The following is a 20,720-nucleotide window of genomic DNA, read 5'->3' on the forward strand; positions in this document are numbered from 1 at the left end:
AACTATCCTGGGTTCGCCCGCCTCGGGCGAACCGCACTCTGTTTTTTTGGGAGTTTCGTAAATGGCAGTTGCCTCCGGCGCCTACAAGAAAGCCCTCGAGGGCGACCAGACACCGAAGAAGGTGCTGGTCAAAATCGACCGGGTCACGAAGAAGTTCGACGAGACGATTGCCGTGGACGATGTGTCCCTGGAAATCAAGAAAGGCGAGATCTTCGCCTTGCTCGGCGGTTCGGGTTCGGGCAAGTCCACCTTGCTGCGCATGCTCGCAGGTTTCGAGCGTCCGACCGAGGGCCGCATTTACCTCGACGGTGTGGACATCACCGACATGCCGCCCTACGAGCGGCCGATCAACATGATGTTCCAGTCCTACGCCTTGTTCCCGCACATGACCGTGGCGCAGAACATTGCGTTCGGCCTGCAGCAGGACAAGATCCCCAAGGCCGAGGTCGACGCCCGCGTGGCCGAGATGCTCAAGCTGGTGCAGATGAGCCAGTACGCCAAGCGTAAGCCGCACCAATTGTCCGGTGGTCAGCGCCAACGCGTGGCCCTGGCCCGCTCCCTGGCCAAGCGCCCGAAACTGCTGCTGCTCGACGAGCCGATGGGCGCCCTCGATAAGAAACTGCGTTCGCAGATGCAGCTGGAACTGGTGGAAATCATCGAGCGCGTCGGCGTGACCTGTGTGATGGTGACCCACGACCAGGAAGAGGCCATGACCATGGCCGAGCGCATCGCGATCATGCACCTGGGCTGGATCGCGCAGATCGGCAGCCCGATCGACATCTACGAAACGCCTACCAGCCGCCTGGTGTGCGAGTTCATCGGCAACGTCAACATCTTCGACACCCAGGTCGTGGATGATGCCGAGGGTCACGCCGTACTCAAGTGCGCCGACCTGGACCGCGATATCTACGTAGGCTACGGCATCGCCACGGCGGTGGAAGACAAGTCGGTGACGTATGCCATCCGCCCGGAAAAACTGCTGGTCACTACCCAGATGCCGACCTGCGAACACAACTGGTCCAGCGGCAAGGTGCACGACATCGCCTACCTGGGCGGCCACTCGGTGTTCTACGTCGAGCTGCCCAGCGGCAAGCTGGTGCAATCGTTCGTGGCCAACGCCGAGCGCCGTGGCCAGCGTCCGACCTGGGGTGACCAGGTCTACGTGTGGTGGGAAGACGACAGCGGCGTGGTACTGCGCTCATGAACATGAAGAAGTTCAAGCGGCGCTTGCACCGCATCGTCCCCAGCGGCAAGCAGGTGGTCATCGGGATTCCGTTCCTGTGGCTGTTCCTGTTCTTCGCCCTGCCTTTTTTTATCGTCCTGAAAATCAGCTTTGCCGAAGCCGACGTCGCGATCCCGCCGTACACCGAGATCTATACCTACGTTGAGCAGAAGCTGCAGGTGGTGCTCAACCTCGCCAACTACAGCCTGCTGGCAGGCGATGAGTTGTACATCTCGGCATACCTGGGCTCGCTGAAAATGGCGTTCTTCAGCACCCTGCTGTGCCTGCTGATCGGCTACCCGATGGCCTATGCCATTGCCACCGCGCGCAAAGAAATGCAGACCGTGCTGGTCCTGCTGATCATGATGCCGACCTGGACGGCGATCCTGATCCGCGTCTATGCCTGGATGGGCATCCTCAGCAACAACGGTCTGCTCAATGGTTTCCTGATGTCCATGGGGTTGATCAACGAGCCGCTGCAGATCCTCAACACCAACATTGCGGTGTATATCGGCGTGGTTTATTCCTACCTGCCGTTCATGATCCTGCCGCTGTACGCCAACCTGGTGAAGCACGACCAGAGCCTGCTGGAAGCCGCGTCGGACCTGGGGTCGAGCACCTTCAACAGTTTCTGGAAGATCACCGTGCCGCTGTCCAAGAACGGCATTATCGCCGGCTGCATGCTGGTGTTTATCCCGGTGGTGGGCGAGTTCGTGATCCCGGAACTGCTGGGCGGCCCGGAAACCCTGATGATCGGTAAAGTGCTGTGGCAGGAATTCTTCAATAACCGTGACTGGCCTGTGGCTTCTGCACTGGCGGTGGTGATGCTGGCGATCCTGATCGTGCCGATCATCCTGTTCAACCGCAGCCAAGCCAAAGAGATGGAGGGCAAGATATGAAGCGCTTCAGTTTCTCAAGCTTCATGCTGGTGGCGGGGTTGCTGTTCATCTACCTGCCGATGCTGATTCTGGTGATCTACTCGTTCAACGAATCCAAGCTGGTGACGGTGTGGGGCGGTTGGTCGATCAAATGGTATGTGGGCCTGCTGGACAACACCCAGTTGATGGGCTCGGTGGCGCGCTCCCTGGAAATCGCCTGCTACACGGCGGCGGCCGCGGTGGCGCTGGGTACGTTGGCCGCGTTTGTGCTGACGCGTATCAGCCAGTTCAAAGGCCGCACGCTGTTCGGCGGCCTGGTGACCGCGCCGTTGGTGATGCCGGAAGTGATCACCGGTCTGTCGCTTTTGCTGCTGTTCGTGGCCATGGCCCAGATGATCGGCTGGCCTCAGGAGCGTGGCATCGTCACCATCTGGATCGCTCACACCACCTTCTGTGCTGCGTATGTGGCGGTGGTGGTGTCGGCGCGTTTGCGTGAGCTGGACCTGTCGATCGAAGAGGCGGCGATGGACCTGGGCGCGCGGCCGTGGAAAGTGTTCTTCCTGATCACCATCCCGATGATCGCGCCGTCCTTGGCGGCGGGCGGCATGATGTCGTTTGCGTTGTCCCTGGACGACCTGGTTTTGGCCAGCTTCGTGTCGGGCCCGGGCTCGACCACCTTGCCGATGGAAGTATTCTCGGCCGTGCGCCTGGGGGTTAAACCCGAGATCAACGCGGTGGCCAGCCTGATTCTGCTGGCGGTGTCGCTGGTGACCTTCCTGGTGTGGTTCTTCAGCCGCCGTGCCGAAGAGATGCGCAAGAAAGCCATCCAGCAAGCCATCGAAGAAGCCGCCGCCGATGGCTGGCAGCAACCGGACAAGCGCCGCGCTCCGGCGCCGGTCTAAATGTGTGAGGGGGCTTGCTCCCGATGGCGGTGGGTCAGTCAACAGATGCAGTGACTGGCACTCAGCAATCGGGGGCAAGCCCCCTCCCACAGTCTTGACCGCATTCCAGATTGGCTATGCAGTCCAAGGCGACTTGCGAATCACCTCGACAAAGTTCATCGGCTTGAACCCTGGCTCCTGATCCACCAGCACATCCGTCTTCACGTTGCCAAACGTGGTCTGCGGGCGATGGCGCAAGCCGTCGGCAAAGGCGCAGATGATGCACTCCTTGAATCCTTCACCGCGTGGATGCGCATGCACCACGGCTTCGCGCTGCACGCTGCTGAACGCGGCGTAGTCCATGCCCAGCACGTCCATTTCGACGCCGGCGGTCACCAACGCCACGGTCGGACGCAAATGTTGCGGTATGCCGGGCGTGGTGTGCAGGGCGATGGACAGCCATACCTGTTCGATATCGTCATCGCTCAGCCCATACGGCTTCAGGAAGGCGGCGGCAGCGTTGGCGCCGTCCACTTCGAAACGCTCGTTGTCGCTGCGATGACCTGCCACCAGGCCCAGGTCATGAAACATGGCGCCGACGTAGAGCAGCTCGGGGTTGTAGGCCAGTTGCTTGCGTTCACCGCTCAGTGCGCCGAACAGAAAGACCCGACGGGAGTGGTGATAGAGCAGGTCGGATTCGACGTCGCGGATATATTCGGTGGTGGCCTTGGCCAGCGCGCTGTTCGGGATTTTGATGCCGGCAATGGTAGTGGTCATGGTAGCTCTCCTGTGGAAAGCCCACAGTCTGGTCGCGCACCCGCGAAGCGACCATGGCGACGGGGATGCGATCCCGGCCAAAGTGCCGTCACTTCGTGCCAAGGGTATATGCCGTCAATGGGGGCGCTGGCTTGCCCGCGATAGCATCACCTCGGTATACCTGATGGGCCTGGTCGTCTGTATCGCAGGCAAGTCAGCCCCACAGGGTTTTGCGCCAGCCCCAGCTATAAGGTTTACCCATGCACAAGACCGTCGCGATCCTGATTTTCCCCGGCGTCCAGTCACTGGATGTGACCGGCCCCATGGATGTGTTCTGCGAAGCCAACCGCTTTCTGCCGGCCCAGGATCATTACCGGATAGAGGTCATCGGGCTGCACCACGGCACCATGGTCGCCTCCAACGGCTTGGCATTGCAGGCCCACCGGCATTACAGCGAGGCCCTGCAGGACTATGATCTGCTGCTGGTCGCTGGAGGCCCGCAACTGCCGTTCGAAGATTTCGGCTCGGCGTTCGATGACTGGCTACGGGGTGCAACCGCCAGGGCGCAACGCTTCGGTTCTGTCTGCAACGGCGCCTTTATGCTGGCGCGCGCTGGATTGCTGGAGGGCAAAACCGTCACTACCCACTGGAACGATGCTGCCGACCTGGCGCGTCTGTGCCCGTCGGCCCAGGTCGAGGTTGACCGCCTCTACGTACAGGACGGCAATCTCTATACCTCGGCGGGCGTCACGGCAGGCATCGACTTGTCGCTGTACCTGCTGGCCCAGGATCACGGCCCGGAAGTCGCGTTGAGCGTGGCCAAGCGCTTGGTGGTGTTCACCCAGCGCTCCGGCGGGCAGTCGCAATTCAGCCCGTTCCTTGCGCCCCACGCCGAACCCACGTCGGCGGTGGCGCAGGTGCAACTGTATGTATTGGCGAACCTGACCGGCGACCTGACCATCGCCGACCTGGCCAAGGCGGCCAATATGAGTGCGCGCAATTTCTCCCGGGTGTTTGCCCGTGAGGCCCGCATCACGCCGGCGGAATTCGTCGAAAGGGCACGGGTGGACGCGGCGCGAGTGATGCTCGAAAGCACCCGCGCGCCGCTCAAGACCGTGGCTTATCGATGCGGCTTTCGCGATGCCCAGCACATGCGCAGCGTGTTCAACCGCCGGTTGGGCGTGACGCCGCATCAGTTCCGGCTCAACTTTGCGGCGCCGGTATAGACGCGCCACTGCAGCGACACTGTGTGAGCGGGCCAGCCCCTGCCACGGTTTTTGCGCTGCAGGCCGTTATCGAGCGGGCAGCAGCTTCAGCGTGCCACGGGTGTTGGCCGTGACTTCCTCATCACTCAAATGCGCCTGCTCGTAACCGCCTTCGATATAGGTCTCGGCCTGGTCGCCATAGTGCTTGTCGAACGGTACGCCGCTTTGCCCCACGGGGTTGATGGTCAGCGCGTGGGCGACGTCGGCGAAGTCGATCAGGCGGCGCGTGGACGGGCCATACGTGACCGGCCAGGGCGCGGGTCCGATGGCGGCGGATTGGTTGTTCGGCACTTCGTGGGTGCCGGGAGCGGGGAATGGGCCGACGTTGAACAGCCTGTCCAACGGCTTCTGTTGGCCCAGCGGATGGCCATGGGTCAGCGTATGCGCCTTGCCCCACTGCCATTGGCTCGGATCGTCGCCGAACGTGGCCTGCAGGTGGGCGAGGCTGTTGTCCCATGCACGTTTGACGACGGCGGCGCGCTGGCCGTCCCACCAAGGTGAGTCCGCATCGGCGGCCAGGCGTGGCAGGGCCGCGTCGATGATGCGGGTGCCGAGCAGGGTCTTGAACATCGCATCGCCGAGCTTGGGGTGGAACGCGGCGTCGGCGAGGTTGAACAGGAACTGGTTGAACAGCGTGGCGCTGATGGAATCCAGCGGGTAGTCGCCTTTCCAGTTGGCCAGTTGACCCACCAACTTGAGTTGCGCCGGGTCCGTGACCACTTCACGCAATACCGGCAGCAGCGGTGCCAGCAGGCGCGGGCCGAAGGCGGTGGTGGTGCCCAGTTGCAAGGCCTGGCTGTTGGTCACGTCCCACTTCACGCGGGCGTCGCTCAGCTGGGCGTTCAGCTGCTGGCCACGGTCGGCCAGGTTGTAATAACCGGGGATCTCCATGCCGGTGGGCGACGCCGGCTGGGCGTTGGCCGAGACCACATAGCCGCGCGCCGGGTTTTCTTCCTGAGGGTTGGCATTGAACGGGTAGAAACCCAGTTTGTCGGCCTGGGCGGTGCTGCCGTCGAGGATAAACCCAGGGTTCACGCCTGCCGGGCGAATCGGTAACTGCGCCGCCGCCCACCAGCCGATATCGCCCTTGGCATTGGCCCATACGATATTCAAGCCGGGTGCCGAGACCTTGGCGGCGGCGGCGCGCGCCTTCGCCAACGTGTCGGCGCGGTTGAGCTGGTAGAAGCCTTCAAGGATCGGGTTCTGCGTGTCGAGAAACGCCCACCACATCGCAATCGGTGTTTTGCCGCCCGCCTCGCCGAGCACGTCATTGACGATCGGGCCATGGGGCGACTGGCGCAGGGTGAAGGTGACCGGCGCCTGGCCCTTTACCGCGATCTGCTGCTCGCTGCGGGTCATGTCGACCCACTGGCCCTGGTACCAGACCTGATTGGGATTATCCGGGTTGACCTTCTCGGCGATCAGGTCGAGGTCGTCGTTCTGGAACATGGTCAGGCTCCAACCGAAATTCAGGTTGTGCCCGAGGAACGCCATCGGCACCAGTGCGTTGTGATAGCCATACAGCTCAAAACCCGGCGCGGATAATTGCGCCTCATACCACACCGACGGCACCGAAAAACGAATATGCGGGTCACCCGCCAGCAACGGTTTGCCGCTGCGCGTGCGGCTGCCGCTGATGGCCCAGGCGTTGCTGCCTTCGAGCTGCGGCAGGCCGTTGTCCGCCAAAGCCTGGTCGCTCAGGGCGGCGAGGGCGCCGAGGGCCTGCCAGTCGCTGGCGGCCAGGTTAAGGGCACCCTTGGGTTGCCAGTCGAGGTCGAAGACTTTCAGGTAGTCGCTGCCCAACTGGTCGCGGATGTAAGTCAGCAACGGCTCGGTACGAAACGCGGCGGCAAAACTGTAGGCCATGTACCCGGCGACGCTGATGGTGTCCTCGGCGGTAAAGGGCCGCTTGGGAATGCCCAGCACGTCGAACTCCATCGGGCTGGGGTGGCTGTCCTGATACTGGTTGATTCCATCCAGATAGGCTTGCAGCGCCTTCCAGTGCGCCGATTCATGATCCAGCTGCGTCACATACGTCGCGGCGCGGTCGCGGATGCGCAGGCTGCGGAACAGTTTGTCGGTGTCGACCACCTTGGGGCCCAGCACTTCGGCGAGTTCGCCACGGGCCAGGCGACGCATGATCTCCATCTGGAACAGCCGGTCCTGGGCGTGCACATAGCCCAGGGCGCGATACAGATCGGTTTCGTTCTCGGCTCGGATATGCGGCACGCCGCGGTCGTCATAGCGCACCGTGACCGAACTTTGCAGGTTGGCCAGCTCTACCGTGCCCTGGCGCGTGGGCTGTTTGCTGTAGACATACCAACCGACGGCAAGGGCGAGCAGCACCGCCAGAGCCGCCAGCGTCTGCAGGACGCGTTTCATGAACATTCCTTACCCAAAGTGGGAGTGATGGCCTACGGACCGGTAGACCACGAACAATAGCAGCCCTCCGCCAGGGTGTGCGTGGCATTCACCTCGCGCCCGGCTGCCAGGGCCTGCAGGATCGGCTCGATAAAACTGTTGCCGGCATTGCACGTCAGGCCTTCGCTGTACGGTCCGAAATACGCGAGTTTGCCGCTTCGATCCCAAATGCCCACGGCCGGGCTGGCCGGCACCTGGTCGGCACCGGGCAGGGCGGTGAGGATCTTCATCCGGCTCAGGTTGTCCGGCAATTGGCCGTGGCTGCCGGCTTTTTGCAAGGCATAGAACTCGACGCCCAAGGGCGCATAGGCCTCGATCAGCTCCCCCAGGTGCTGCTGGTTGATCACGTTGCACGGGCAGGCCGGGTCCCAGAAATGCACCAGACGGATCGGGCCGGGGCCGCTGAGTTCGGCGGGCAGTTGCAGCGCATCGCCGGAAAATACGGCGGTGTGCTCGCTGAACGCGCGCAGGTAGCGGCCCTGGAACCAGTCATACGCCGCCCACAGCAAGCCGGTGCAAATGAGCAGGATCAGGGCGGCGAACAAGGTAGTACGGTGGGGCTGTCGCATTCGGATCTATCCTCGCAGGTCGCGTAGCTTGCCATGCTTGCCCTGACAGATGAATATCGCTGCTCGATAGTGTGAGTCTGGAACCCTTTATGCCCGTCACCTTTGACCCCGATCATCTGCGCGACAGCTTGCGCCCCTTGTCGGATGCGCAACCGCTCAGCGCCGAGGCGCGGGTGTACCAGCGCTTCTACGGGCTGGACCTGGCCGCGCGCAAAGTGCCGGCGGTAAGTCGCCTGGGGCGCTTCGAGGTGGACGGATTCGACGTTGTGGCGCAAGTGTGGTGGCCGCCGGTGCCGGTGGCGACGATGTTCATGTTCCACGGCTTCTACGACCACATGGGGCTGTACCGCAACGTGGTGGGCTGGGCGCTGGACCAGGGTTTTGTGGTGATCGCCTGCGATCTGCCGGGGCATGGATTGTCCAGCGGCGCGCGTGCCAGCATCGGTGATTTCGCGGTGTATCAGAATGTGGTCCAGGCACTGTTCACCGAGGCCGAATCGCTGCAATTACCCACGCCATGGCACCTGTTCGGGCAAAGCACCGGCGGCGCTATCGTCGTTGACCATCTGCTGCATCACGGCGCCGACAGCCCGGCGCAGGGCAAGGTCTTGCTGTTGTCACCGCTGGTGCGTCCGCGGGCGTGGGGCTGGTCCCAGGTCAGCTATTACCTGTTGCGGCCGTTCGTCAAAGGCATTGCGCGGCGGTTCAGCGACAACTCCAACGACCCGGCCTTCAAGCCGTTCCTGGAAGCCGATCCACTGCAGCCACGGCAACTGCCAACCGCCTGGGTGGGCGCCCTGGCGCGCTGGATCAAGCGCATCGAAGCCGCCCCGCGCAGCACGCGGCGGCCGGTGATTGTGCAGGGTGAGGAAGACATGACGGTGGACTGGCAACACAACCTGCAAGTGCTGCGCGGCAAGTTCGACCGGCCCGAGGTGCTGATGCTGCCGCGTGGCCGGCATCATCTGGCGAATGAGATTCCTGAGATTCGCGAAGAGTACTTCCGGTATTTGACGGACCATCTGAAATAACACGGTGCCAATGCGGGAGGGGGGCAAGCCCCTCCACGTTTTCTACTGCGCCAGGCTTGAGGTGCTCTGGCCGACTGCCAGACCTGCGCGAATCGCCGCCAGCGCCGCCTGGTAATACGCCTTACCTTCCGGTGACTCCGCAAACGTTGCGAACTCTTCCAGCTCCGGGTCGGATAAATCCCGATAGACGTACAGCAGAGTGTTGTTCAGGTCTTTGTCTATCTGTTGCATCAGCCGCTCACGCTGGCCATTCAGCATGCCCTGGGCCTGACCGCCGCCCAGCAGGCCAGGGATCATCTGGCTGAGGCTGTCGGCCGCCACACCGGCAATCGCCAGGCTGACCTCCGCGCCGGCTTCGCGGGCGGGCAGGGCTTGGGCCAGGTGGCCGATGATCAGGCTGCGGGTGGCGTCGGCCTGGATTTTCGGCAGGCCCTGGGCGTTTTTAGCCAACTGATCGCGGCGGGTGGCCAGCAACTCGGCAGCGACGATCTTGCGCCCCAAGGGTGACTGAAAGAACGCCAGCGCCGGCGCCGGGTCCGCCAGGTGCTTGCGCAACTGCGCTTCGGCGCGCTGATCCATGGCCTGAGCGGCGAAGCGCTGGTTACTGTTATCCACCAGCGCCTGATACACCGCCGGCGGCAGGCTGTTGCGATAGCGCTGCTGGGCGGCGGCGAGGGCATCATTGAAATGCGCACGTTGTTCGGCCCAGCCGGCGACCTTGTACAACTGGTCATGGCCGTCTGCCCAGGCGGGCAAAACGCAGAACATCAGCAAGGAAAAAAACAAACGACGCATATGGACTCCTGTCAGTCGGCCACTATTGTCCGTGTCGGGCGTAGGATTTGTCGAGAAATCCTGTCGGTCACTTGAACTAATCTATGTTCAGACGCTCGGCGGCTCTGTCGGATTCACAGGCGTATGGATACTATGCGCGCCATGCAAATACCCTTCGATCATCCCCTGCTGCAACGCATTGTCGACGACCTGGCCGAAAAAGGCTGGTCGCAGCAGAATGGCTTCCTGCCCCAGGCTCTGACCCTGGAACTGGCGGCTGAGTGCCGTAAACGTGCGGCCGAGGGCGAATTAGCACCCGCGGCGGTAGGACGCGGGCCGGCACAGGAGATCCGCGAAGGCATTCGCGGCGACCATATCCAATGGTTGGAAGAGGGCGATGCGCCAGTCTGCGACGCCTACATGGCGGTGATGGACAGCCTGCGCCTGGCGATGAACCGGGGGCTCTTCCTCGGCCTGGAAGATTTCGAAAGTCATTTCGCGATGTACCCGCCGGGGGCGTTTTACCTCAAGCATCTGGACCGTTTTCGCGATGATGACCGGCGCATGGTCTCGGCGGTGATCTACCTGAATGACGCCTGGCTGCCCGAACATGGCGGCCAGTTGCGCATGTACCTCAAGAATGGCGTCGAATACGATGTGGTGCCCACCGGCGGCAGCCTGGTGGTATTCCTGTCGGGCGAAGTGCCCCACGAAGTCATGCCTGCCTCGCGCGAACGGCTGTCCCTCACCGGCTGGTTTCGCCGGCGGGGCAACGAGCCGTTTTAACCATGCACAAGATACTGATCAGCCGCTGCCTGCTGGGCCACAAAGTGCGCTACGACGGCAGCGCCAGCGGGCCGTTCGACCAACTGGCCGCGTGGCAGGCTGAGGGACGGGTGGTTGCGATTTGCCCGGAAGTGGCGGGCGGTTTGCCGACGCCCAGGCCTTCTGCCGAAATCCCCGGTGGTCAGGGCGTCGACGTGTGGGAGGGCCGTGCCAAAGTGCTGACGGCCGAGGGCGAAGACTTCAGCGCCGCCTTCATGGGCGGCGCGCGCCAGGCCCTGGCCCTGGTGCAGCAGCACGATATCCGCCTTGCTGTGCTCAAGGCCAATAGCCCGTCGTGCGGCAATCTGCTGACCTATGACGGTACCTTCGCCGGGGTAAAGGTCAGTGGCGAGGGCGTAACGGCGGCGCTGCTCAAGCGTCATGGCGTGCAGGTATTCAGTGAGCTGGAGCTGCCGGAGGCGGCACAGGCGTTGACGCGCCTGTAGGGGCGTCGGCCTCGAACCATTTTTGCGACAGCGTCTTCAATCGGCCATCGTCCTTCATCCGCTTCAACGCCCCGTCCACACTCGTCTTGAACGCCGGGTTGCCCTTCTGGAACGGGATCGCCAGTTCAGGCTTCTCGTGATAGGCCTCACTGAAATCGAACTGATCCTCAAGCTCGGCAGTCTTAGCGATATGGTTGATGGCCACGTCGTATTTGCCGGTTGCTACACCGGGTAGCATGTCGGCGTCATCGGTGGTGATGAACGAGGCGCGCACATCCATTTCCTTCGCCAGCAGTTCACCCAGCTCCACTTCAAAACCGGTGAGCTTGTCGCCTTCCTTGAAGTTGTAGGGCGGGGTATTGGCTTCAAGGGCGATGCGCAGCTCACCACGATCATTGACGTCGTCGATCAGTTCGGCATGAGCCAAAGGGCTCAGAAGGGGAAGCAGCAGTAACAGGCCAGGCGAAAAGCGCATGGTCACTCCTAGAAAATTCGAATGTGCGAGGCGCCGTTCAGCATCGCTTTGCTATGGTGTTGAGTGCCTTGGACAGCAATTTGTCGCGAAGTTGTCACAACCCTGCAGATTTCATAAAGAAGTGGAGAAGCGAATGAAAGCCCTTTTGTCCCGTGCAACGATTGCCAGCCTGTTGCTGGGTGCCTCGATGTTGGCCAGCGCCGCCGACCTGCCGCGCACGCCGGCGCCTGAAGGTGCGGAAGTGTTTATCGTCTCGCCGAAGGATGGCGCGACCGTCGACAAAACCTTCACCGTCAAATTCGGCGTGAAAAACCTGGACCTGGAGCCGATCGACAAGCAAGTGCCTAACGCCGGCCACCATCACCTGCTGGTTGACCAGGATGTGACGGCGCTTAAGGCCGCCGACGCGATCCCGGCCACCGCGACCTCGATCCACTTCGGCAAGGCGCAAACCGAAACCGAGCTGACCCTGACCCCAGGCAAGCACACCTTGCAACTGGTGGCAGGCGACAACGTGCATCGCCAGTTCGAGCCAACGGTCGCCTCGAAAGTCATCACCGTTAACGTCAAGTAAGCGTTCTGCGGACAAAAAAATGGGAGACCCCTGCGGGTCTCCCATTTTTTGTGCAGCGGTTAAAGCCTTAGAACAACACGCGGCTACGAATCGTGCCGTTGATGTGCTGCAGCTTCTCTTGCGCCAGGTCCGAGTACTCGGCGTCGACGTCGATTACCACGTAGCCGACCTTCTCGTTGGTCTGCAGGAACTGACCGGAAATGTTGATGCCGTTTTCCGCGAAGACCTTGTTGATCTCGCTCATCACACCCGGAATGTTCTGGTGGATGTGCAGCAGGCGGTGCTTGCCAGGGTGAGCCGGCAGGGCCACTTCCGGGAAGTTGACGGACGAGACCGACGTACCGTTGTCGCTGTACTTGACCAGCTTCTCGGCCACTTCCAGACCGATGTTGGCCTGGGCTTCAGCGGTGGAACCGCCGATGTGCGGAGTCAGGATCACATTGTCCAGGCCACGCAGCGGGCTTTCGAAAATGTCATCGTTGGAGCGCGGCTCAACCGGGAATACGTCGATGGCGGCGCCGATCAGGTGCTTGTCCTTGATCGCATCGGCCAGGGCGTCCAGTTCGACCACGGTACCGCGCGCGGCGTTGATCAGGATGCCGCCTTTCTTGATGGCGCGGATTTCCTTCTCACCGATCATCCACTGGGTCTCAGCGGTTTCCGGTACGTGCAGGGTCACGATGTCGGACATGCCCAGCAGTTCGGTCAGGCTCGACACCTGCGTGGCGTTGCCCAATGGCAGCTTGGTCAGGGTGTCGTAGAAGAACACCTGCATGCCCAGGCCTTCGGCCAATACCGAAAGCTGCGTGCCGATCGAGCCGTAACCGACGATACCCAGCTTCTTGCCGCGGATTTCGAAGGAGTTGGCCGCGCTCTTGATCCAGCCGCCACGGTGGCAGGAAGCGTTCTTCTCAGGGATACCGCGCAGCAGCAGGATGGCCTCGGCCAGCACCAGCTCCGCCACGGAGCGGGTGTTGGAATACGGTGCGTTGAACACCGCGATACCGCGCTCGCGCGCTGCGTTGAGGTCGACCTGGTTGGTGCCGATGCAGAAGCAGCCGACCGCCACGAGCTTCTTGGCGTGATCGAAGATTTCTTCGGTCAGCTGAGTGCGTGAGCGAATGCCGATAAAGTGCGCGTCGGCGATCTTTTCCTTGAGCTGGGCTTCCGGCAGAGAACTGGTGATGTACTCAATGCTGGTGTACCCGGCGGCTTTCAGAACGTCGACAGCCGATGGGTGGACGCCTTCCAGAAGAAGGAACTTGATCTTGCTCTTATCGAGAGAAGTCTTGCTCATCTGCGTAAACCTGTATCCCGGAGAAAAATGGCAGGGAGTCGGATCACTTAAGCTGACCCGGACGGCAGGAAAGCCGTCACCGCAGAAACGCCCTTGGGCTCTGTCCTGCGGGGGCGGTATGCTAGCATACGCGCCCCGCTAAACACCTATTCCTGCGACGTGAAGCGTTCTCAGGATGACCATGAATTGTTCGAGAGTTCTGTCGATGACCCATCCTGCCCTGATTGATGAGCTGAAGACCCTGGTTGAGCCCGGCAAAGTGCTGACCGACGCCGACTCCCTGGAGGCTTACGGCAAGGATTGGACCAAGCATTTCGCTCCGGCACCCATGGCTATCGCATTTCCCAAGACCATCGAGCAGGTGCAGGCCATTGTCCGTTGGGCCAACGAGCGCAAGGTGGCGCTGGTGCCGTCGGGCGGGCGTACCGGCCTGTCGGCGGCAGCGGTTGCGGCCAATGGCGAGGTGGTGGTGTCGTTTGACTATATGAACCAGATTCTCGACGTGAACCTCACCGACCGCACTGCCGTGTGCCAGCCGGGCGTGGTCACCAAGCAACTGCAGAATGTCGCCGAAGAAAACGGCCTGTATTACCCGGTGGACTTCGCATCGTCCGGTTCCAGCCAGATTGGCGGCAATATCGGCACCAATGCCGGCGGGATCAAGGTGATTCGCTACGGCATGACCCGTAACTGGGTAGCGGGCATGAAAGTCGTCACCGGCAAGGGCGACGTGCTGGAACTGAACCGCGACCTGATCAAGAACGCCACCGGCTACGACATGCGGCAGTTGTTCATCGGTGCCGAAGGCACGCTGGGGTTTGTGGTCGAAGCGACCATGCGCCTGGACCGCGCGCCGAAGAACCTCACCGCCATGGTGTTGGGCACCACCGACTTCGATTCGATCATGCCGGTGCTGCACGCGTTTCAGGGCAAGCTCGACCTGACTGCCTTTGAGTTCTTCTCCGACAAAGCCCTGGCCAAAGTCCTCGGCCGTGGTGACGTACCGGCGCCGTTCGACACCGAGTGCCCGTTCTACGCACTGCTGGAATTCGAAGCCACCACCGAAGAAGTCGCCAACCATGCCCTGGAGACCTTCGAGCACTGTGTCGAGCAGGGTTGGGTGCTGGACGGGGTGATGAGCCAGAGCGAAACCCAGTTGCACAACCTGTGGAAGCTGCGCGAGTACATCTCCGAGACCATTTCCCACTGGACGCCGTACAAGAACGATATTTCGGTGACGGTTTCCAAAGTGCCGGCGTTCCTCAGCGAAATCGACGCCATTGTCGGCGAACATTACCCGGATTTCGAAATCGTCTGGTTTGGCCACATCGGTGACGGCAACCTGCACCTGAACATCCTCAAGCCGGAAAACCTGAGCAAGGACGAGTTTTTCGCCAAATGCGCCACTGTGAACAAGTGGGTGTTCGAAACCGTTCAGAAGTACAACGGCTCGATCTCCGCCGAGCACGGCGTGGGCATGACCAAGCGCGATTACCTGACCTACAGCCGCTCGCCGGTTGAAATCGAATACATGAAGGCCGTCAAGGCCGTGTTCGACCCGAACGGGATCATGAACCCGGGCAAAATCTTCGCTGTTTAACCGCCCCTCAAGGAGTCGTTTCATGAGCTACCAGCACAAGTATGTCGACGGCACCCACATCCACTTCCCAGTGGGCAAGGTGGTGTGCATCGGGCGTAACTACGCCGAACATGCCAAGGAACTGGACAACCCGGTACCGACCGAGCCGTTGTTGTTCATCAAACCGGGCAGTTGCGTGGTGCCGCTGGAAGGCGGTTTCGCCATTCCTGCCGAGCGCGGTTCGGTGCACTACGAGGCGGAAATCGCGGTGCTGATCGGTAAGCCGCTGTCGGCCAAGCCAAGCCGTGAGGAAGTGCTGGACGCCATTTCCGGTTTCGCGCCGGCGCTGGACCTGACCCTGCGCGACAAGCAGGCCGAACTCAAGGCCAAGGGCCTGCCGTGGGAAGTCGCCAAGTCATTCGACGGCGCGGCGGTGATTGCGCCGTTCGTGGTCGACAGTACCTTCCCTGACCTGACCGACATTGGCATTCGCTTGACCATCAACGGCGAAGTGCGTCAGGACGGCAGCAGCGCGCAGATGCTCAACCCGATCGTGCCGATGATCCAGTACATGGCCGGCTGCTTCTCGCTGCAGGCAGGGGATGTGATCCTCACCGGTACTCCGGCCGGCGTCGGGCCGTTGAATGCAGGCGATGAGCTGGTGTTGGAATTGCCGAACGTGAGTCGCTTCGAAAGCGTCGTTCGCTGAACGAAAGGGTGGGAGGGGTTTGCCCCTCCCACATAGCGGCTTTTGCATTTTTTTCACACGCAATCCGGATAATCCTCAGCCTCCAGCACGCGAGCCCATTGATCCTGTGCTAACCCCTAAAGCTCATCTGCAGGAAAAGCGCTCAATGGCCGTGCCTCTGCCCTCTGCACCATCCAAGTCCCGTTCCCGTTTCGCCCTGCGCTGGTATTCCTGGCTGTTCCTGGCCGGGGCGGTGGTGTATGGCGTGGCGTGGCTGATGCATTGGGACGATCGCGGCGTACTGTGGGTGCTGGAACGGTTCGAAAGCCCTGCCGAGCGCAAGGAAAGCGTATGGCTGCCCGACTACCAGGCGATTATCGACGCCAAGGTGCTGCCGGGCCTGGAGAAGGACGAAGCCTCGGACATTACCTACAATCCGCAGACCAAAACCCTGTTTTCCGTGATGGGTAAAAACCCGTTTCTTGTCGAGCTGAGCCTGCAAGGCGACGTGCTGCGCAAGATGCCGCTCAACGGCTGGGACAACCCCGAAGGCGTTGCGATGATGGAGAACGGCCTGATGGCGATTGTCGACGAGCGCCAGCATACGCTCAGCATCGTCAAGGTCGAGGCCGCCACGCAACAGTTGACCAAAGCCGACTTCAAGAGCTATGACCTGGGCCCTTCCAAGGACCAGAACAAAGCGTTTGAGGCCGTGACCTGGGACAAGCATAACCAGCAGATAGTGTTGGGCGAGGAGCGCCCGCCGGCGTTGTTCACCTGGAAAAGCGACGGCGCCCAGCTCTTGACCGGCGCTAAACAAAAGCTGGCGAGTAAAGAGTTGGACATGCGCAACCTCTCGGCCCTGGCCGTCGACCCGCGTACGGGCCATCTGCTGGTGCTGTCGGCCGATTCTCATTTGTTGCTGGAGTTGGATGAAAAGGGCGAGCAAGTCAGCTTCATGACCTTGCTCGGTGGCTTCAACGGCCTCAAGGACACCATTCCACGGGCTGAAGGGGTCACCCTCGACGAGGACGGCAACCTCTACGTGGTCAGTGAGCCGAACCTGTTCTATCGTTTTGAAAAGCAGAAGTAGCTGGCGAATTACGTCGGATATTTCTCTTTCAGCGGCATTCGCCAGACACTGTGGCGCGTTTAAGTTTAAATTCAGACCGGCGTGATATTCATTCGCCACTTTTGACTTTGAGCTTGCCCGATGCGTCGATTAGCCCGCCCTAAACCTCTTCTTCTCCTGCTTGCGCTGGTCATCGTGATCGGCGCCGTCGCTGTTGCCCAGAACTTCCGTTTGTTCGAGCGCGCCTGGTTCAACTGGCAGGCGTGGCGCCAGCCCACTCAGGCGCAATCCATCGGCCTGGCCGATTACCGCGTGGTCCTGGAGGCTCAGGTGATCGAGGGGCTCAACGACGACGTATCGGCGCTGACCTATGACCCGGTGCGCAAAAGCCTGTTTACCGTGACCAATAAAAACGCCGAGCTGATCGAGCTGTCCCTGGAGGGCAGGATTGTGCGGCGCATTCCTCTGATCGGGTTTGGCGATGCCGAAGCGGTGGAATTTATCAGTGAAAATATTTACGTCATCAGCGACGAGCGCCAGCAACGGCTGATCAAGGTGCACGTGGACGACGACACCCAATTCCTCGATGCCGCCGATGCCGAGCAAATGACTCTGGGCGTGCATGTCGGCGGCAACAAAGGCTTCGAAGGCCTGGCTTATGATTCGGTGGGCAAGCGCCTGTTCGTCGCCAAGGAGCGCGACCCGATGCTGATCTACGAGGTGCACGGCTTTCCCCATTTCAAACCGGAAAAAACCTACTCGGTGCACGTGATCAACAACCCCAAGCGCGATGCCGGGTTGTTTGTGCGCGACCTGTCGAGCCTGCAGTACGACGAGCGCAGCGGGCATTTACTGGCGCTGTCGGATGAGTCGTTCCTGGTGTTGGAACTGGACATCGACGGTCGCCCGCTGAGCAGCCTGTCTCTGCTCAGCGGGCGCCATGGCCTGAGCAAACGTGTGCCACAGGCCGAAGGTATCGCCATGGATGACGACGGGGCGTTGTACCTGGTCAGTGAGCCGAACCTGTTCTACGTGTTCAAAAAGCCCTGATCAGAACAGCCATTGCACACCCAGCGAATAGCCGGTCTGGCTGCCTTCGTCGTGGCCCAGCCGGCTGTTGACCTCGGCATACACCCCCAACTGCGGAGTGATCGCCAGCTGGCTGCCCAGTTGCGCGCGACCAAAATGCTTATCCACCGCGCCCAGCCGTGCTGTGCGCGCCTGGTCATCGGCCCGGGCGGTCAGTTGCAGGTTGTCCAGGCGGCCGTCGGCCAATTCCGAGACCCAGGCTATGTCGCCGTAGGGCATCAGGCTCAGGCCGCGGGGCAGGCCAACCACGCCGCGTACGCGCCAGCCCAGGCTGGCTTCCAGGGAGTCGAAGGACTGCTCTTCATACTCCAGTGCAGTACGCAGATTCTGTTTTTCGTGGAATTGATCGATGCGCGAGTGGCTGTAATCCAGGCCGGCGAACGGACCGCTCTTGATCGCGCCGAGGTCAAAGTCGTACCCACCCAGCACCCTTGCGCCGAGCGTTAACGCATCGGTGCTGCCGGTCAGCTGTTGATTGAGCAGGATCGGCCCGCCATTGGCCTGAATCAGCAGGTTGCGCCGGCTGTCGAAGCGGGCGTGGCCTATGCTCAGATCGCCGGCCAGCCAGGTCGGCCCGCCATCGTTGAGCAGCGCGTAGGCGGCGGCCTGCCAGGTATCGCTGTCGAGCTTGCCGCGATGTTCCAGTTTGTCGCGACCGTTGAGGTAGCTGAGGCTGGCGCCGATGTTCAGGCTGGGGGTGAGTTGGTAATCGCCCAGTGCGTGCAGGCCCACGCGCCGCGCTTCGGGGTTGGGCGCCGTGTCGAAACCGCTGTCGGGGTTGTATTCGCCGTCCACACCGATCTCGCCGTCAAAGCTGCCGATCTCGCGGCTGGCCGACTGCAAGGTCAGCCAGCGGCGGTCATGCAGGCGCACCATCGTCTGGTGCTGGCGCTGCAGGTTGTCCTGCATATTGCGCGCGACGGCGCCGCCGGAGGCGGTCGAGGCCAGCAGATCGGCGTTGGTCAACTCAAGCACCAGGCGGCTGAGCAGGCGTGAATAGTCGCGCAGGCGCTGGTCGATGCGCGCCTGGCCGAAGGCATCCGTGAGCACGGCTTTGTTGTCTTCGGCAGGGTCGTGCCAGGTCGAACCGCCAGGGATTGCGGGGTTGTCGGTCTGGGTGTAGCCGTCCAGGTCGCCCAGTTCCCAGTTGGTGGCTTCTATATAGAGAATCGGCACATTCAGCGCCTCGAACGCTTCGCCGTCGCTGCAGCAGCCGGTGCCTTTGGGGTATTGCGGGTCCAGGCCGGGGTTGGTGAACAGGGGAATGTTCAATTCCCTGGCGATCTGGAATGTGTGCTCGCGCAACGCCGCCAGCGCCGGGTTGGCGGTGCTGTTCTGGCCGGCGTGGGCGTACATCATGTCGCCGGTGATCAGGCTGTCGAGGTTGATCATCGCCAGCATATTCGCGCGCTGGCTGGCGCTCAGCGAATCGACGAAAGCCCGAGAGCCGCGCAAGCCTTCTTCTTCCGCGCCGAAACCGACAACCTGCAGGCCGTTTTCCAGCTGCAGACCGCCCAGGTTCTTCGCCACTTCGGTCAGTACGCTGGCGCCGGAACCGTTGTCGTCCAGGCCTTGCAGGGTCGGGCGGCCAAAGTAAGTGTCGAAATGCGCGCCAATCACCACGTACTGCGGCCGGGTGCCGGCGGCGTAGGCTACTACGTTCTGCGAGGCGCGACTGCCGCCGCTCCAGGTGAAATCCTGGCGACTGATGCTGTAGGCCGCGCCCATCTGGCTTTGCATCCAATCGGCCGCGCCGGCGAAATTGGCCGTGCCACGATAACGGCCGGGGTAATCGTTGATCAGTTTTTCCAGGGTGGTATTGGCGTGCTCGCCGTATTCATAGGCTGAGGTTTGCAGGGACAGCAGGGCGCAGGTCGCGCCGATCGCGAAGGCGAGGGGCTTTATCACAGGGTCTTCCTTGAAGTGACGGAGTTGTTGAACCCAGACCCTTTGCACAATGTGCGCCTCATTCCCTGGGCGATTGTGAATTGGCGCATTGTTAAACGGCGGGGTCGCGTGGCTGTAAGTTGTAACGGATTTGATACCAGCGACGGTATTCAATGTCGTGACTTGGCGCACGATTTTGGAGAGGGGTGCTGCGAAAGGTAGCGTTTTTGTTACATGGACACGGGCTGTGGGAGGAGGCTGGCTCCGCCCCACAGTCAACCGATGCTTAAGCCTTGAGGGTCTTCACACCTTCGGGCGTGCCCAGCAGCAACACATCCGCCGGCCGCGCGGCGAACAGGCCGTTGGTGACTACGCCGACGATGGCGTTGATCCGGGTTTCCAGCTCGACCGGGTTGGTGATCTGCATGTTGAACACATCGAGGATGATGTTGCCGTTGTCGGTCAACACGCCTTCGCGGTACACCGGGTCGCCGCCCAGCTTCACCAATTCGCGGGCTACGTGGCTGCGGGCCATGGGGATAACTTCCACCGGCAGCGGGAATGTGCCCAGCACCGGCACCAGTTTGCTGGCATCGGCGATGCAGATGAAGGTCTTGGCCACGGCCGCGACAATCTTCTCGCGGGTCAGGGCTGCGCCGCCGCCCTTGATAAGGTGCAGGTGCTCGTCGCTTTCATCGGCGCCATCGATGTAAAACTCCAGGTCGCTCACGGTATTGAGCTCATACACCGGAATGCCGTGGCCCTTGAGGCGCGCGGCGGTGGCTTCGGAGCTGGCCACGGCGCCGTCGAACGCGCCCTTGTGCTGGGCCAGCGCATCGATAAAGCAGTTGGCGGTGGAGCCGGTGCCGACGCCGACGATGCTCTTGTCGTCGAGTTTGGGAAGGATTAAATCGACGGCGGCCTGGGCCACTGCCTGTTTGAGTTGATCCTGGGTCATGCGGGCTCCGGAACGGGCGGGGAGTGATCGAGG

Annotated in this window: 20 protein-coding genes; 12 read left to right on the forward strand and 8 right to left on the reverse strand. The window is 61.7% G+C overall.

What is annotated here, in order from left to right; translation table 11 throughout:
• The first annotated feature begins 61 nt into the window (after positions 1-61).
• The 3 genes from QRN10_RS12945 to QRN10_RS12955 are packed head-to-tail and all read left to right on the forward strand — an operon-like array spanning position 62 to position 3,002.
• Entirely contained in the window at positions 62-1,204 is a 1,143-nt protein-coding gene (locus QRN10_RS12945) for an ABC transporter ATP-binding protein (protein ID WP_046069993.1), read from the forward strand.
• Positions 1,201-2,121, forward strand: coding sequence for an ABC transporter permease subunit (locus QRN10_RS12950; protein WP_253509735.1), 921 nt, complete (start codon positions 1,201-1,203; stop codon positions 2,119-2,121). The genes QRN10_RS12945 and QRN10_RS12950 overlap by 4 nt, the downstream gene beginning before the upstream one ends.
• Positions 2,118-3,002, forward strand: coding sequence for an ABC transporter permease subunit (locus QRN10_RS12955; protein WP_285428500.1), 885 nt, complete (start codon positions 2,118-2,120; stop codon positions 3,000-3,002). The genes QRN10_RS12950 and QRN10_RS12955 overlap by 4 nt, the downstream gene beginning before the upstream one ends.
• 114 nt (positions 3,003-3,116) lie before the next feature.
• On the opposite strand, the gene QRN10_RS12960 is transcribed toward QRN10_RS12955, so the two are convergent.
• Entirely contained in the window at positions 3,117-3,758 is a 642-nt protein-coding gene (locus QRN10_RS12960) for an HD domain-containing protein (RefSeq protein WP_181076433.1), read from the reverse strand.
• Between the two features lie 239 nt (positions 3,759-3,997).
• Here QRN10_RS12960 and QRN10_RS12965 point away from each other — a divergent pair, with 239 nt between their 5' ends.
• Positions 3,998-4,963 carry a GlxA family transcriptional regulator gene (locus QRN10_RS12965; protein WP_285428501.1) on the forward strand — a complete coding sequence of 322 codons (966 nt, stop codon included), beginning with the start codon at positions 3,998-4,000 and terminating at the stop codon, positions 4,961-4,963.
• Positions 4,964-5,029: 66 nt separating this feature from the next.
• On the opposite strand, the gene QRN10_RS12970 is transcribed toward QRN10_RS12965, so the two are convergent.
• Complete coding sequence (locus QRN10_RS12970) at positions 5,030-7,384, reverse strand: penicillin acylase family protein (protein ID WP_285428502.1); 2,355 nt, start codon at positions 7,382-7,384, stop codon at positions 5,030-5,032.
• A 32-nt stretch (positions 7,385-7,416) separates the two neighbouring features.
• Entirely contained in the window at positions 7,417-7,992 is a 576-nt protein-coding gene (locus QRN10_RS12975; protein ID WP_285428503.1) for a DUF6436 domain-containing protein, read from the reverse strand.
• Between the two features lie 89 nt (positions 7,993-8,081).
• On the opposite strand from QRN10_RS12975, the gene bipL reads away from it, so the two are divergent.
• Positions 8,082-9,023 (forward strand): phospholipase BipL, encoded by a 942-nt coding sequence (gene bipL, locus QRN10_RS12980; RefSeq protein WP_253509731.1) that lies wholly within the window; start codon positions 8,082-8,084, stop codon positions 9,021-9,023.
• Positions 9,024-9,065: 42 nt separating this feature from the next.
• Here bipL and QRN10_RS12985 read toward each other — a convergent pair whose 3' ends face one another.
• Positions 9,066-9,818, reverse strand: a complete 753-nt coding sequence (locus QRN10_RS12985) for a DUF2059 domain-containing protein (RefSeq protein WP_181076441.1) — start codon at positions 9,816-9,818, stop codon at positions 9,066-9,068.
• A 132-nt stretch (positions 9,819-9,950) separates the two neighbouring features.
• Between QRN10_RS12985 and QRN10_RS12990 the strand changes: the two genes are divergently transcribed.
• Positions 9,951-10,583, forward strand: a complete 633-nt coding sequence (locus QRN10_RS12990; RefSeq protein ID WP_181076586.1) for a 2OG-Fe(II) oxygenase — start codon at positions 9,951-9,953, stop codon at positions 10,581-10,583.
• A gap of 2 nt (positions 10,584-10,585) precedes the next feature.
• The gene (locus tag QRN10_RS12995) at positions 10,586-11,068 is read left to right on the forward strand and encodes a 2-thiouracil desulfurase family protein (protein WP_285428504.1); all 483 of its coding nucleotides are present in this window, start codon (positions 10,586-10,588) and stop codon (positions 11,066-11,068) included.
• On the opposite strand, the gene QRN10_RS13000 is transcribed toward QRN10_RS12995, so the two are convergent.
• Positions 11,019-11,543 carry a transporter substrate-binding domain-containing protein gene (locus QRN10_RS13000; protein ID WP_181076444.1) on the reverse strand — a complete coding sequence of 175 codons (525 nt, stop codon included), beginning with the start codon at positions 11,541-11,543 and terminating at the stop codon, positions 11,019-11,021. The two genes, QRN10_RS12995 and QRN10_RS13000, sit on opposite strands and share 50 nt — an antisense overlap.
• 133 nt (positions 11,544-11,676) lie before the next feature.
• Between QRN10_RS13000 and QRN10_RS13005 the strand changes: the two genes are divergently transcribed.
• On the forward strand, positions 11,677-12,117 hold the full coding sequence (locus tag QRN10_RS13005) for a DUF4399 domain-containing protein (protein WP_181076446.1): 441 nt from the start codon (positions 11,677-11,679) through the stop codon (positions 12,115-12,117).
• Between the two features lie 67 nt (positions 12,118-12,184).
• Here the strand turns inward: QRN10_RS13005 and serA are convergent, their stop codons facing one another.
• The gene (serA, locus tag QRN10_RS13010) at positions 12,185-13,414 is read right to left on the reverse strand and encodes a phosphoglycerate dehydrogenase (RefSeq protein ID WP_034101340.1); all 1,230 of its coding nucleotides are present in this window, start codon (positions 13,412-13,414) and stop codon (positions 12,185-12,187) included.
• Between the two features lie 205 nt (positions 13,415-13,619).
• On the opposite strand from serA, the gene QRN10_RS13015 reads away from it, so the two are divergent.
• The 4 genes from QRN10_RS13015 to QRN10_RS13030 all read left to right on the forward strand — a co-directional run bounded on the left by QRN10_RS13015 (position 13,620) and on the right by QRN10_RS13030 (position 17,803).
• Positions 13,620-15,014 carry a D-2-hydroxyglutarate dehydrogenase gene (locus QRN10_RS13015; RefSeq protein WP_285428505.1) on the forward strand — a complete coding sequence of 465 codons (1,395 nt, stop codon included), beginning with the start codon at positions 13,620-13,622 and terminating at the stop codon, positions 15,012-15,014.
• A gap of 22 nt (positions 15,015-15,036) precedes the next feature.
• Entirely contained in the window at positions 15,037-15,702 is a 666-nt protein-coding gene (locus QRN10_RS13020) for a fumarylacetoacetate hydrolase family protein (protein ID WP_285428506.1), read from the forward strand.
• A 145-nt stretch (positions 15,703-15,847) separates the two neighbouring features.
• Complete coding sequence (locus QRN10_RS13025) at positions 15,848-16,774, forward strand: SdiA-regulated domain-containing protein (RefSeq protein ID WP_253509728.1); 927 nt, start codon at positions 15,848-15,850, stop codon at positions 16,772-16,774.
• 120 nt (positions 16,775-16,894) lie between these two features.
• Positions 16,895-17,803 carry an SdiA-regulated domain-containing protein gene (locus QRN10_RS13030; RefSeq protein WP_285428507.1) on the forward strand — a complete coding sequence of 303 codons (909 nt, stop codon included), beginning with the start codon at positions 16,895-16,897 and terminating at the stop codon, positions 17,801-17,803.
• Here QRN10_RS13030 and QRN10_RS13035 read toward each other — a convergent pair whose 3' ends face one another.
• Positions 17,804-19,750 (reverse strand): autotransporter domain-containing protein, encoded by a 1,947-nt coding sequence (locus tag QRN10_RS13035; protein WP_285428508.1) that lies wholly within the window; start codon positions 19,748-19,750, stop codon positions 17,804-17,806. It abuts the gene before it with no gap.
• Between the two features lie 265 nt (positions 19,751-20,015).
• Positions 20,016-20,687, reverse strand: a complete 672-nt coding sequence (rpiA, locus tag QRN10_RS13040) for a ribose-5-phosphate isomerase RpiA (RefSeq protein ID WP_181076455.1) — start codon at positions 20,685-20,687, stop codon at positions 20,016-20,018.
• Positions 20,688-20,720 lie beyond the last annotated feature (33 nt).

It is taken from the genome of Pseudomonas sp. lyk4-R2A-8, assembly GCF_030209095.1.
GTDB classification, from domain to species: Bacteria; Pseudomonadota; Gammaproteobacteria; order Pseudomonadales; family Pseudomonadaceae; genus Aquipseudomonas; species Aquipseudomonas quebecensis.